Annotated in this window: 11 protein-coding genes; 5 read left to right on the top strand and 6 right to left on the bottom strand. The window is 63.3% G+C overall.

Annotated elements, in window-relative coordinates:
• The 3 genes from WKH79_RS13655 to WKH79_RS13665 all read right to left on the bottom strand — a co-directional run bounded on the left by WKH79_RS13655 (position 1) and on the right by WKH79_RS13665 (position 1972).
• Positions 1-900 carry a hypothetical protein gene (locus WKH79_RS13655; RefSeq protein ID WP_341859172.1) on the bottom strand — a complete coding sequence of 300 codons (900 nt, stop codon included), beginning with the start codon at positions 898-900 and terminating at the stop codon, positions 1-3.
• Entirely contained in the window at positions 900-1256 is a 357-nt protein-coding gene (locus WKH79_RS13660) for a hypothetical protein (RefSeq protein WP_063507157.1), read from the bottom strand. Before WKH79_RS13660 ends, WKH79_RS13655 begins: the two co-directional genes overlap by 1 nt.
• Before the next feature lie 506 nt (positions 1257-1762).
• Complete coding sequence (locus WKH79_RS13665; RefSeq protein ID WP_341859173.1) at positions 1763-1972, bottom strand: hypothetical protein; 210 nt, start codon at positions 1970-1972, stop codon at positions 1763-1765.
• Positions 1973-2230: 258 nt separating this feature from the next.
• Between WKH79_RS13665 and WKH79_RS13670 the strand changes: the two genes are divergently transcribed.
• The 5 genes from WKH79_RS13670 to WKH79_RS13690 are packed head-to-tail and all read left to right on the top strand — an operon-like array spanning position 2231 to position 8659.
• Entirely contained in the window at positions 2231-3382 is a 1152-nt protein-coding gene (locus tag WKH79_RS13670; protein ID WP_341859174.1) for a TolC family protein, read from the top strand.
• Complete coding sequence (locus WKH79_RS13675) at positions 3382-3573, top strand: hypothetical protein (RefSeq protein ID WP_341859175.1); 192 nt, start codon at positions 3382-3384, stop codon at positions 3571-3573. Before WKH79_RS13670 ends, WKH79_RS13675 begins: the two co-directional genes overlap by 1 nt.
• Positions 3574-3600: 27 nt before the next feature.
• On the top strand, positions 3601-5130 hold the full coding sequence (locus WKH79_RS13680) for an efflux RND transporter periplasmic adaptor subunit (protein ID WP_341859176.1): 1530 nt from the start codon (positions 3601-3603) through the stop codon (positions 5128-5130).
• Between the two features lie 11 nt (positions 5131-5141).
• Entirely contained in the window at positions 5142-8294 is a 3153-nt protein-coding gene (locus WKH79_RS13685) for an efflux RND transporter permease subunit (RefSeq protein WP_341859177.1), read from the top strand.
• 14 nt (positions 8295-8308) lie between these two features.
• Positions 8309-8659: a DUF3147 family protein gene (locus tag WKH79_RS13690; protein WP_341859178.1), complete on the top strand. Its 351-nt coding sequence runs from the start codon at positions 8309-8311 to the stop codon at positions 8657-8659.
• A 6-nt stretch (positions 8660-8665) separates the two neighbouring features.
• On the opposite strand, the gene WKH79_RS13695 is transcribed toward WKH79_RS13690, so the two are convergent.
• The 3 genes from WKH79_RS13695 to WKH79_RS13705 form a co-directional block, all read right to left on the bottom strand.
• Positions 8666-9307, bottom strand: coding sequence for a chromate transporter (locus tag WKH79_RS13695; RefSeq protein ID WP_341859179.1), 642 nt, complete (start codon positions 9305-9307; stop codon positions 8666-8668).
• 117 nt (positions 9308-9424) lie between these two features.
• Positions 9425-9883, bottom strand: coding sequence for a chromate transporter (locus WKH79_RS13700; RefSeq protein WP_341860132.1), 459 nt, complete (start codon positions 9881-9883; stop codon positions 9425-9427).
• Positions 9884-10831: 948 nt separating this feature from the next.
• Positions 10832-13303 carry an EAL domain-containing protein gene (locus tag WKH79_RS13705; RefSeq protein ID WP_341859180.1) on the bottom strand — a complete coding sequence of 824 codons (2472 nt, stop codon included), beginning with the start codon at positions 13301-13303 and terminating at the stop codon, positions 10832-10834.
• Between the last annotated feature and the right edge of the window lie 96 nt (positions 13304-13399).

The raw sequence follows: 13399 nt of genomic DNA on the forward strand, positions 1-13399 counted from the left end.
TCAGTCTTCCTTGCAGACCCGCCCGCCGCCGGTGCCCTTGTAGGTGGTGCAGACGACGACACCGCTGCCCGGTTTCGGTCTGCTCGAACTTCCGCTGCCAAGCGATCCGACGTAGGGCGCATTCGCCCGCCGCGCCTGCGCCGCGCGATCGTCGGCCGCGCGCTGCGCCCAGCGTTGCGCTTCCGATTGGGTCTGGCGCATCATCCGCATGCGGCGTCTATACTCTGCATCGACCAAGCGGGTGGCGGGCGGATTATACTGCCAGTAATGCTTGTTCGCGATCGCATAGATCGCTTCGTCGCTCCATCGACGTAGCCCGGACGCGCCCGCTTCCACGACCAGCTGGCCGAGCAGATCGCCATCCTCGTTCGGCTTGAACAGGTCTTTGCCGTATGGGTAATTGTAGACGAGGTAATTGGCGATTTCGCCGAGATCGCCCGTTCGTGTCGCATAAGACCGGAGCGCCGCGGCTGACAAGGTGCCCAGCGAATTGAGCTCGCCCTCTACCGCTGCGGCGTCGCGCTCTGCCAGTTCGACGTAGAGGTCGGAACAGTCCTGTGCGACGGACAGGACGTAACGCTCGAGCGCGGGGCGCCCGTCGCTCTTTCTCATCCCGTCCCAGACGGCTCGAACTTGCCGATCCGCCTCGTTGCGAAGGTTCGAATCATTCCGTGTCACTTCGGCAAAATGGCCCATCGCACGGTTGGATGAAACGGGCAGTTGAATGTCTTCTTTCTCGGCGAACTGCATCGCCAGACCGCATTCGTAGATCAGTTCGGCGTCTTCCGTATTGGCGCGTAGCGGAGCCGCCGCCACCAGCAAGCAAGCCGCCGCGCCAAGCGCGAGGACGCCGGGGGACGCGTGGAGCGTGTCGCGGCGTCCTGGGAGGGCGGACGGCATCACGACTGGATAACGGCCATTTCGCGATCGCAGTCGCGCGCGCGTTTCAACATGTGGTTGCGCGCCTCGTCCGCCCCCATCACACGCGCCCGCTTGTTGTACTTGGCCTTGGCCGTCTGGATCGCTTTTTCGCCGTCGAGACCGGTCCGCTGTTCGATGATCCTAACCAGGCCGATCCATTCCGCCGATCCATAATTTAGGCTCACGTCGCTGCCTTCTGCGATCGAGACGACATATGCACAGCCTGCGCTCATCTCGAGCAGCTTCTTCGGGCTCGGATCTTTCGCAAGGACTGGCTGCGAGAACGCGAGCAGCGCGGTGCCACAGGCCAGCGATATCAGAAATTTCGGCGTCATGGTTTTCCCCTCGGTTCGGTCGGATCCGATTACCGAAGGACGCCGTCTCGGGAAAATTACAAATGCTGTTATGAAGATGACCGAGGGTTCTTGACAGGAAGGAAGCAGCTCTCCGGATATCGGCTTCGTCTCTAGTGCGGCCAGATCGCGCGAGGGCCAAAGTACGACGTCTTGTATTCGCTACCGAGAAGTCGGCCGCCAAACTGACCTCCATTAGCTGGCAATTATCCCAAAGGCAGATCAACGCCGATCTTGAACATCATAGATACAGAGCAGTTGCTTGTGCGCACGGCGGAAAGCGAGTGACCGAGATTAGAGCGAGTAGCGGCTAATCGCTCAATTCCGAACGCACGGCAGCTTTCGGGTCGCGTCAGCGACGTCTCGAACGACCGGGATTGGGGCGCAGAGCTGCCGTAGCTAAGGCAGACCGATTTGAATTTTCCAATGTTTTGAGTGCCCTTTCGTCCTCTTTGGGGCCCCATAAAAGATAAAGATGGGCACTCAGATCATTGGAAAATTTCCACTGATTTGCCCTCATCCTTCTCGTAAGCGCGCTGGTCGTGCCGCGTGCTGCGTGGGGCGCGCATTTGAGTGGGCATGAGGATCTGAGTTCGGTCGGCGCTGTGCATTCGCACCACGACGATCACGCTCACGAACATTCGGCGAGCGGAGAAGAAGCGGCGGCGCAGAATGATGCGCCCGGTGATCTCACGCACGATCACAAGCCAGCCTTTGCCGTCGGTGGAGACATACCGCTACCGGAGTCTTTTCCGGTCAAGGCCGTGATCGGTGCTCGCTCCGCAGAAGGTCTGACGGAGCTTCATCTCACGGTGTTTTCACGCCCGGATTCCCTCTTGCGACCACCCCGCGCGATCTGACGTTCCTGCCGGGCGGACGCCCGGTCGTCAGTTCACGCGGAGGAATCCATGCCCAAAGTGCGGATGCGCGATGCATCCATTTCCATTGCAATTGTGTTGTGCGCTCTGCCCGTTGCGGCGCGGGCGCAGGATGTTGTCGACGAAGATACGGCGATTGAGCGTGCGCTCGCGCGCGAAGGTATTTCTGCTCGCGATGATGCCGAGCGCGCGGCTTCGGCGGCGGAGATCGAAGTTATCGGCCCGCGCGACAATCCGAGTGTCGAGCTATCGCGCGAGGGCGCTGGCGGCGAGAGCGAATATCAGCTGGGCGTAGTCCAGCCTATCGATCTGAATAGGCGGCGCGGATCGCTCCGCGATGCTGCACGCGCCGATGGTCTCGCGACAGAGGCCGAGATTGCGCGGCGTCGCCAAGTGCTCGTGGCCGAAGTGCGCCAGGCCTATGTGCAATGCGCCGCGGCGAGCGCGCAGCTCGACGTCTGGCAGCGCTACACCGAGGAACTGGTAGAGGCAGAACGGGTCTCGACCGCGCGCGCCGAGGCAGGCGATACTGCCGTCTACGATGTGCGCCGTGTGCGGGTCGAACGGCGTGCTGCCGAGGCGCAGCTTGCGCGGGCGAGAGGCGATAATGCTGCCGACTGCGCCGCGCTGGCATCTCTGACTGGTATTGCCGATCCGCTTGTCGAACTCGAGGCTATAACACGCCTTTCAAGCGCGGCGCAGCCGGGTGAGCGCGCCGATCTTCTTGCTGACGAGCGCCGGATCGAGGCGGCGCAATACCGTGTTCGCGCTGCCGACCAGGCACGGCTGCCGCAGTTGGCCGTCGGCGTTGGCGTGCTCCGCCGGGACGATGGGATCGACACCGCCTTCGGCCCCGTCGTTTCGGTCGGCGTCACGGTTCCCCTGTGGAACTCTGGCTCCGCTGACGTGCGGCGTGAACAGGCGCGTGCCGCCGCGCTGGAATCCGAGCTTCTCATCGCCCGTCGCCGGGTCAAGGCAGAGCAGAATGCTGCCGAAGCGCGTCTCGCTGCTGCACGCGAAGCGGCCATCACCGCCGCTGGCACGCGCGAGGATGCCGGACGCCTCGGGACCATTGCCGAAACCGTCTACCAGGCGGGAGAGATCGGCGTCGTGGAACTCCTCGACGCCTATGAAGCCGCGCGCGAGGCCGACCTGTCGGTAATCGCGCTCGCAACCGATGCGGCCCTCGCGGCCGTCGAATACGACCTAGCCATTGGAAGGACCTACTGATGAAGAAAACGATGATGCTTGCCGCCTTTCCGGCGATGTTTGCCCTCGCCGCGTGCGGCGAGACCGCGAGCGAGGACACCGCCGAAACCGAAACGGCGGGGATGGACGACGACAACGATGCGCCCGAGCCGGTGGCCGAACCCGTCGCCGAGGAAGAGCCGCACGACGAATCCGTGCCGCACGACCATTGATAATCTGACCTTTCGAGTATCCTGACCATGACCCGATCCCGCCTGCTCGCAGCTTGCCTTGCTGCCCTCCCGCCCCTGTCGCTGGCCGCTTGCGGCAGCGGTGCCGACGCGCCCGCTGAAGAGGCGCATGGGCACGGAGGCGGCGGGATCGTGGTCACCGACTTTACCGAGACGACCGAGCTGTTCGTCGAATACAGGCCGCTGGTCATGGGCAAGAACCGCCGGTTCGACGCGCACCTGACCTGGCTCGACAGCTATGATCCGGTGACCGACGGGACCCTGACCGCAAAACTAACCTGGCCCGATGGTTCGACCGACACGGCGGAAGCCGAGCCGAGCGATGTCGAAGGGATATTCCGCCCGCTGCTGACCGCTTCCAAAAGCGGCAAGGCGCGGCTGCGCCTCGTGCTGGACAATCCGCGCGGGGTCTCCTCGCACGATCTTGGCGAAGTCACCGTCTACGCGACCAGCGAGGAAGGGGCAGAAGCGGCCCCGCCCGAAACAGAGATCGAAGGCGCCATCGCCTTCACCAAGGAAGTGCAGTGGCGCATCCCGTTCATGACCGCCCCTGCCACGATGGAAGAGCTTGCCGAAACCGTGCCGGTGACGGTCGACGTGCAGATGCAACCGCAGGCCGAGGCCATCGTTTCCGCGCCTGTCGATGGCATCGTGCGCGCGCCGCGTGTCTATTCCTCGGGCAGCAATGTCCGCCGCGGGCAGACGCTGGCGAGCATTTCATCGACACTTGGCGGGGGCGAGGATGTCGCCACACTCGAACTTGCGAGCAACGAGGCGTCGATCGCCCGCGATGCGGCAGCGCGCGAGGTTGCGCGGATGGACAGCCTCGTCGAAGCCGAAGCGGTTCCCGCCCGGCGTCTGGACGAGGCGCGGACCGATCTGCGGCTTGCCGAAGCGCAGCTGCGTTCGGCGCGGCAGCGGCGCAATGCCGTGGCCGGTGGCGGAGCCGGTGTGCCCGTCGTCGCGCCGATTTCTGGAGAGATCCTGGAAAGCTCGCTCGTGCAGGGCAAGGGGGTGCAAGGCGGCGAACAGCTCATGCGTATCGGCAATCCCGCTGCGCTGTGGCTGGTGGCGCGTGTTCCCGAAAGCCTTGCCGCGCAGGTTGGCAGTCCGCAGGGCATCGACTTGAACCTGCCGGGTGAAATTATCTCCCTTGGTCGCGGCGACGTCTCGCTGGTGCAGCGCGGCGCGGCTATCGATCACGCCACCCGCACCCTGCCGGTCATCTTCGCCTGGAACAGCCGCGCGGTTCGCCCCGGTCAGCGGTTGCAGGGTAGCCTGCGCACCGGCACCGCCACAGAGCGGCTGACCATTCCGGCGGGGGCCATCCTGAACGAAGGCGGGCAGGACGTCGTCTACGTCATGCTTGCTGGCGAGACGTTCCAGCGCCGCGCGGTGACAGTGCTGTCCCGCAGCGATGACCGCGTGGCCGTCGAAGGCCAGATCGAGGCTGGCGAACGCGTTGTTTCGCAAGGCGCCTCGGCCGTTCGTGCGGCGGCGGCAACGCCCGGCGCATTCGGCCACGGCCATGCGCACTGAGGGGCCGGACAATGCTTGAACGTCTCGTCCGCTGGAGCCTCGAAAACCGTATCGCGGTCTACGCCATCGCGCTGTTGCCGACGGCGTTCGGGGCATGGACTGCCATGCGCACGCCGGTCGACGTGCTGCCCGACCTCACCGCGCCGACCGTCACCGTAGTGGTCGATGCTGGCGGTTATACCCCGACCGAGGTCGAGCAGCGCATCACCATCCCGCTGGAAACCTCGCTGAACGGCGCACCGGGCTTGCGACGTATCCGTTCGAACAGCGCGACGGGCCTTGCCGTCGTGACGATGGAATACGACTGGTCGACCGAGCCGGAACAGGCGCGGCGCGTGACGGCAGAACGGCTCCAGACCGCCACCGACGAATTGCCCGACGACGTTCCGCCGCCGCACATGACGCCCGCCAGCTCGGTGATGGGCGAGATCATGTTCGTCGCCATGCGGTCCGACACGGCGAGCCCGATGGAACTCAAATCCACCGCCGACTGGATCGTGCGCCGCCGCGTGATGTCGGTCCCCGGCATTGCCGAAGTGATGACCATCGGCGGGGACGAGCGCCAGGTGCAGCTGCTGGTCGATCCGGCACGGCTGTCGGCGCGCGGCATTGGCCTCAATCAGGTGGTCGAGGCGATGACCAACGCCAGCGCCAACCAGAGCGCAGGCGTCGTCGTCGAGAATGGGCAGGAACTGCTGATCGAAGGCGTGGGTCGTGCTGCCAGCGCGGAGGAGTTCGGCAACGTCGTCGTTGGCGAGACGGGCGGCCTGCCCGTGCTCGCACGCGAAGTGGGCGAGATCCGCATCGGCGAAGGTCTGAAGCGCGGCACCGGGGCCTTCAACGGCGAACCTGCCGTGATCCTCGCCATCCAGAAACAGCCCGGAGCCAATACGCTCGAACTGACCGACCGGCTCGACACCGTATTCGCCGAGATCCAGCGCACCCTTCCTGAAGGCATGGTGCTTGAAACGCAGGTGTTCCGCCAGGCGGACTTCATCCAGCGCTCGGTCGACAACGTCACCACCGCGCTGATCGAGGGGCTGGTCCTCGTCGCGATCATCGTCTTCATCTTCCTGGTCAGCTGGCGCGCGACCACGGTGGCGTTGGCGGCAATCCCCGTTTCGGTGGTGAGCGCGATCATCGTCATCAATTCAGGCGGCGGCACGATCAACACGATGACGCTGGGCGGGCTCGCCATTGCGCTCGGGATGCTGGTCGATGATGCGATCATCGTGGTCGAGAACGTGGTCCGACGATTGCGGCTGGAGCGAGAGAAGCCGGAAGGCGAGCGAGAAAGCGACATCAAGGTCGTCGCCGCCGCCACCAGCGAGGTGCAGGGTGCGATCATCTTTGCGACGCTGATCATCCTGCTCGTCTTCCTGCCGATATTCGGCCTGACGGGCATCGAAGGCAGGCTGTTGCAACCGCTCGCGCTGGCCTATGGCGTATCACTGCTGGCCAGCCTCGCCGTGGCGCTGACGCTGACCCCGGCGCTCAGCTTCGACCTGCTCAGCCGCAAGCCCGAGGACGTCGGCAACGAGCCGAAATGGGTCATCCGCATGAAGAGCTGGTATGACGGCGTGCTGTCGCGCTGGCTGGACCGCTGGAAAGTGCTCGCCGTTGCCTCGCTGGTGATGATCGTTGCGGCCGGAATCGGCATCGCGCTGGCGGGCCGGTCCTTCCTGCCCGAATTCAACGAAGGCTCGCTGACGGTCAACGTCACCACGCTTCCCGGCACCAGCCTGGAGGACAGCGACCGCGCGGCGAGCGAGGTCGAGGCGGCGCTGCTTTCGCAGCCCGAAGTGCTGACCACAGCGCGCCGCACTGGCCGCGCTCCCGGCGATCCGCACGCGCAGGAAGTCTTCGCTTCCGAAATCGAGGCGACCTTGGCCGAGGACGGGCGCGACCGGGAAGAGCTCGTCTCCGCCCTTCGTGGCGCGGTAGGTGCAGTGCCCGGCGTTCAAGCCATCTTCGGCCAGCCCATCGGACACCGGATCGACCACATCCTGTCAGGCGCGCGCGCCAATATCGCGATCAAGGTCTTCGCACCCGATAGCGACACGTTGCAGACGATCACGACGCAGGTAGAAAGTGCCGTCTCGACAATTCCCGGCGCGGTCGACGTGCAGAAGGACACGCAGAGCCGCGTTCCCTACCTGCGCGTGCGTCTTCGCCGCGCTGACCTCGCCAATTACGGCCTCGCGGTGGAGGATGTGACAGGCGCGATCCAGGCCGCGATTGCCGGGGCCGAGGTGGGCCAGCTGGTCGAGCGGCCTGTCATCACCGATGTCGTGGTGCGCTACAACCCAGCGCAATACAACGAAGCCGGGCAGATGGAGAACATGCTGCTCGCCGCTCCCGACGGACAGTTGCTCCCCCTTGCCGCGGTGGCAGACGTTGTCCGCGATCAGGGACCAAACGCCATCACGCGCGAAAGCGTGGAGCGAATGCAGCTCGTCATGGCGAACGTCTCCGGCCGCGATTTGGGGGCCGTGGTGGCCGACGTCGAGACCGCGCTCGAAGGCATCGACCTTCCGCAAGGTTCGCACATCGAGCTTGGCGGACAATTCGAAAGCGCAGCCAGCGCCACGCGCACACTGCTGGCGCTGGGCCTGATCGTGCTGGTCAGCATGTTCCTATTGCTGCGTCAGGCATTCCGCTCGTCCAACGATGCGGCGCTGGTGATGATCAACCTGCCCCTCGCGCTGGTGGGGGGTGTGGTCGGCCTCTGGCTGACCGGCGGCGTCCTGTCGGTGGCGACGATTGTCGGCTTCATCACGCTGTTCGGCATCGCCACGCGCAACGGCGTGATGATGGTGACGCACATCAAGCACCTTCAGGCGGTCGAGGGCGTGACCGATCTGGCAGAAGCCGTGCGGCGCGGGGCGGAAGAACGGCTCGTGCCAATCCTGATGACCGCCATCTCCGCCGGGCTGGCGCTCGTCCCGCTCGCCATCGCGATGGGCGAACCGGGCAGCGAAATCCAAGCTCCGATGGCTATCGTGATCCTGTGCGGTCTGACGAGTTCGACAGTTCTCAACATGCTGGTGCTACCCGCCATCTACCTCAAGGTGACACGGGATGGATGGGGCGTAGGTCGATTGCGCGAACGCATGCGGCGCAAGGATGACAGCACGGCGGCTGAGCCAGAACCGGCCAGCTAGTAGGAGAAAGCGCGATGGGATATTTTCTGCTCAAGGCGGCATTGTCCGGCATCATCATCGCTATCGTCAGCGAGGTCGCCCGCCGCGCTCCGGGTCTGGGTGCCCTGATCGCTTCGCTGCCGCTCATCTCGGTCTTGGGGATGATCTGGCTGTGGCGCGATACCGGAGATACCGCGCGCATGGCCGAGCACGCCTTCGCCACCTTCTGGTTCGTCCTGCCGAGCTTGCCGATGTTCTTCGCCATTCCGGTCATGCTGACTCGCGGCGTGGCATTCTGGCCGGCTCTCGCCATCGGCTGCGCGATGACGGTGCTGCTCTACCTCGCAATGGTCTGGGCGCTGGGCCAATTTGCCGTGCGACTGTGATCCCGATCACAAGACGGACAGGATCAGTCCGCCAACGGCGCTGATTGCCAGCACCCGCACCCCCGACCATTTTGCCAGAAAGACCAGACCACAGGCGAGCGCGGTCAGCAGCGCTGCCCGCCAGTCGATCGTTGCCCAATCCGGCAGATAAATCCGCGCGGGTCCAAGCCGCGCTTCGCCCACCGCGGCGAAAATCACGTGGATTGCAAACCAGGCTGCAAGGTTCGCGATAACGCCCACGACCGCCGCGGTTATGGCCGCCAGCCCGCCCTTGATGCGCACGGCATGGCCCAGCCGATCGATCCACGGGGCGAAGGCGAAGATCCGGAGGAAGCAAGGCGCAAAGGTCACCCAGGTCGTCAGCCCGGCTCCCAACAGTCCGGCAAAAAGCGGAGTGAACGGCTCGGGCGCGCGATATGCGGCGAGATACCCGACGAACTGCGTCACCATGATCAGCGGCCCCGGCGTCGTCTCGGCAAGGCCTAGGCCCTCCGCCATCTCGCCCGGCTGCAACCAGCCAAAACCCTGCACCGCCTCCTGCGCCATATAGGCGAGCACCGCATAGGCACCGGCAAATGTCACCACGGCAAGCTGTGAGAAGAACGTCCCAATGTCCCACAGGACGTGGTTAGGCCCCAGCGTGGCCAAGATAAGGACCATCGGCGCTGCCCAGATAAGCGCCCAGATGGCGATGGATTACAATGTCGCCCGCCACGGTCGCGATCCCGTCGCGATCGTGGAAGGCTTGGCCGATACCGCCAGCCACTATGGCTGCACGCGGGCGATCGCCAGCCCAAGGCCCCCTGCGACCAAGATGACAACCGGAAACGGCAGGTCGAACGGGAACAGCGCGGCGAAGGCTGCTATTGCCAGCGCTTGCTTGAAATGTGTGTTGAGCGCGCGTCCGGCGATGCGGATCAGGGCTTGCAGCACGATTGCCAGCACCGCTGCCTTCACACCAACAAAGAGCGCCTCGAACCAGTCGAGATTGGCAGCGACCGCATAAAGCATGCTGAGTCCAAGGATGATGATGGCACCGGGGATGACAAACAGCAGCCCCGCCGCCAGCCCGCCCCGCCATTCGTGCAGCCGCCACCCGACCCAGGTGGCGAGCTGCTGCGCTTCCGGCCCCGGCAGGAAGTGGCAGAAATTGAGGGCGTGCAAGAAATCGTCCTCGCTGACCCACCCACGCTCTTCGACCAGTTCGCGGTGTATCAGTGCGATCTATCCCGCTGGCCCGCCGAAGCTGAGCAGCCCAATACGCCAGAACGCGCGTAGCAGTTGAGAGAAAGATGGTGTTACGGACGGTCGAGACATGTTTACCTCACAACTATCGGTCCGAATCAGCCGCGGAGCCATGAGGCAACACTTGAACCGGCAGGGCCTGAGCGGGAGGTTGCTTGGCCCGCACATTCTTGCTTACATGAGAGGTGGGCTGTGGGGAGGGAATGCCGTGGGCGAGATGCTCCCTACGCCATCCCGTATGAGCGACGGAATAGCCGAGGTCGCCGCCCTAAAGCGGACCATCCGCAAGCGGCCCAGAGAATCTCATAGGAGCCCAGCTTTGTCCGGTATGGCGTCCCGAACATGTGCGTTTATATCCGTAAATGAAAAATGGTGCACCATTCACGGCCGAGGCCGAAAAGCGCCCAGCCCGCTCCAGCTGCATCGCCGGATGAACGAGAAGAAGCGCGAGCGTGGTCCGGCATTTGCGCGCGAGCGTTGCGGCTCCGCCCGCCGTGTTGCCAAGTGATTTGGCCGATCACCCCGCCACGTCGGACATTGCCGGCACGGCGGCGAGTGGTCTAGTCCGACAGGGGTAGGGTCGAAATCTGCAGCGCCGCCCCAGGGAACCTCCGGAAGAAGTCCGCCCGGGCAAGCTCGGTTCCGGCCGCCGCGCACGCATCCAGCAAATCGGACGCCTTGGTCCACTGACCATCCCGCCAGCACCACGGCAGGGAATGCCTGGTGTCGATTATGACTGCAGTTCCTTCGAGCTGGTAATAAGCGATCTGCACGGCGCCCTCGTCTGTTCGGCGAGACGCCAATAGAAAATCGGAGGGCCGATACACCCTAGGATTATCACTTAGAAAGCCGGGCGGCGGGGACAGTTTGACGCGAGCACTGACGCGCTGGCAATCCGGGAGCAGGAGCGGCCGGGAAGTCGCGCGGTCAGGCGGTTTCCTTGTCCGAATATCCGAACCGAAGCGCGCAGGCTTCGTCCACCGGGACGGCAGGGCTGAACAGGTAACCCTGCCCGTAATAGCAGCCAATCTCGAGCAAGGTCCTTCTCTGCTCTTCGGTTTCTATGCCTTCAGCGATCACCTCGATACCGAGGCTGCGGCTCATCACGACCATGGCCTGAACGATGTTCTTGGACATCACCGAAGTGCATATGTCGCGTACGAAAGAGGCATCGATCTTGACCCGGTCGATCGGGAAATCGCGAAGATGGGTGAGCGAGGAATAGCCGGTGCCGAAGTCGTCGAGGGCGATCCTGATCCCGCGACTTCTCAATTGGTCCAGAACGCTTTTCACATTCTGGTTGTCGCTGACCATCAGCATGGTTTCGGTAATTTCCAGCGTTACCCATGCCGGATTGATGTGGTGTCGCTCCAGCGCCTCGAACACGCGGGGTACGAAGTCGCGGCTTATCAGGTCGGCTTCGGTGGCATTGATGCTGACATATTGCACTCCGCCATGCGCGGCCATCAGGCTCGGGAGATCGCGCGATACGTTCTCGAACATTCGTACGCTGATCTGGCGGGAAAGGATGGGGTCCATGATCGCGGGAATGACGGCGGATGCCGGTATCAGCGTATCGTCTGCGGTTTTCAGTCGCATGAGCGATTCGAAACCGATAAGCCGGTTGTCGGTGATCTGGATGATCGGCTGGTACCCGGACTGCACCCGGTCCTCGCCCAGAGCCTGGGTTACGGTCTCTATGGCCCGCCTACGCTCGACATGCGGCAGTTCCATGGACGAGTTGTAGAAGTGGACCGTTCCCGGTTCGCGTGCCTTGCCATGATACAGCGCCAGATCGGCCTTGTGGATCAGCGCGTCGAGGGATGCGAGCGCCGTGCTCTCCGCAATGCCGCATGTCGCGCCGACACCGACGCCGCCCTCTCCCAGGTCGACCGCCTCTTCGATCGTCAGCAGCAGGTTGCTGGCGAAGTCCTGAACCTCGTCCTCCGACATCGATAGCGGACTGAGCACCGCGAATTCGTCGCCGCCCCACCGGGCCAGGATTGCGTTTGCGGGTACGGCGTCTTCGATTTGCTTCGCAATTCGCCGCAAGAGCTTGTCGCCCGTCTGATGGCCGAAAGTGTCGTTGACGAACTTGAAGCCGGTAAGGTCGAACAGCATCGCGTAGAAGGTGCAATTGATCGCCGCGGCATCTTTCAGGCGCTCGACTGCACGCGCTTCGAACGCATTGCGGTTGAGCAGGCCCGTCAGATCGTCGTGACTGGCCGCATAGCGCAGGTCCAGCATCGCTTGGAGCTTTTCCGTAATATCGCGGACAGTACCGATCATCATGGATTTGCCGCCCTTGGCATTCTCGACGAACTCCGCGATTATCCGGGCCTGTCGTCTTTGGCCCCCCCGGCCCACGATCTCCGCGGTGAAATCGAGGTTCTTCCCTGTCCGGCGGGACTCCAGATAGAGCGCTTCGACGCGCTCGCGTTCATGCGGGGAGTAAAACTCGAGGGTATCGTCGAGCGTCATCGGACGCTGCTGATCCAGCCCCATGATCTTGTAGGCTTGATCGGAAAAGGTCAGCGACTGCGTCTCGACGTCGAATTCCCATGAACCCAGCTGCGCGATTTTTTCCGCTTGCTGGAATGTCCTGACGCTTCGTTCCAGCCTGCGATGCGACTTGGCCAGTTCGTCTCGCGCGGCAACAACCACGTCGATGTTAAACGCCTCGACGATCGTCCCGACTGTCGATCCGCTGGAATCGACCATCGGAGAAGCGGTGTAGGAGACGTTGTAGAAATTGCCGTCCTTGTGGACGAACATGTCTTCGCCGCTAATCTGGTGGCGTTCGGGAAACGCCCGGTCGATGGGGCATTCTTCGATCGGGAAGGGCGACCCGTCGGGGTATTGGTGATGGATCAGGCCGTGGAGGCACCGTCCGACCGCCTCTTCGAAACTGTAACCGGTCAATTCTTCGGCAGCGCGATTCATGAAAGAACAGTTCTGCTGCTCATCCATCATGAAGATGGCCATCCTGGTGTTGTTCAGGATGGCATCCAGCCGGGAGCTGGTCCGTTCGAGGCGGTCCCTGATCGAGTTGAATTCGGAAATGTCCCGGATCGCTGCGAAGAAAACGAACTCGCCCTGGGATTGGATCAATTGCAGCGAGACCGAGACTTCGTAAGTGCTTCCGTCTTTTCGGCCGTGGACCGTCTCGAAGGAAAGCCTGGGAACTTCTGCGGATAACAGCGGACTGACGAAGGCTTTGAATTCTTCTTCGGAAAACTCCGGCTTCAGGTCCCAGGGGTGCATTTCGCTGAGTTCTGCCAACGAATAGCCGAGGTTTTCGCGCGCACCCCTGTTGACCAGGATAAAGCGGAAGTCATCCGCGGCGAAGACGTAGATCTCGGACGCCGACTGCTCGACGACTTCTCCCAAACGATCCACGCCTAAAGTTGACATCCGAACCTCATCCTAGGGAGTCTGAGTATCGCAAAGAAGGTAAACCAAACCCTTCATGCCTCTCACGCGTAAGGCCTCGTT

It is taken from the genome of Qipengyuania sp. GPGPB31, from assembly GCF_038396345.1.
In the GTDB taxonomy this organism is placed as follows: Bacteria; Pseudomonadota; Alphaproteobacteria; order Sphingomonadales; family Sphingomonadaceae; genus Qipengyuania; species Qipengyuania citrea.

What these genes read in the sequence shown, in the direction of transcription:
- WKH79_RS13655 (WP_341859172.1), bottom strand. Translation starts at nt 900, where the DNA reads ATGCCGTCCGCCCTCCCAGGACGCCGCGACACGCTCCACGCGTCCCCC.
- WKH79_RS13660 (WP_063507157.1), bottom strand. Translation starts at nt 1,256, where the DNA reads ATGACGCCGAAATTTCTGATATCGCTGGCCTGTGGCACCGCGCTGCTC.
- WKH79_RS13675 (WP_341859175.1), top strand. Translation starts at nt 3,382, where the DNA reads ATGAAGAAAACGATGATGCTTGCCGCCTTTCCGGCGATGTTTGCCCTC.
- WKH79_RS13680 (WP_341859176.1), top strand. Translation starts at nt 3,601, where the DNA reads ATGACCCGATCCCGCCTGCTCGCAGCTTGCCTTGCTGCCCTCCCGCCC.
- WKH79_RS13685 (WP_341859177.1), top strand. Translation starts at nt 5,142, where the DNA reads ATGCTTGAACGTCTCGTCCGCTGGAGCCTCGAAAACCGTATCGCGGTC.
- WKH79_RS13690 (WP_341859178.1), top strand. Translation starts at nt 8,309, where the DNA reads ATGGGATATTTTCTGCTCAAGGCGGCATTGTCCGGCATCATCATCGCT.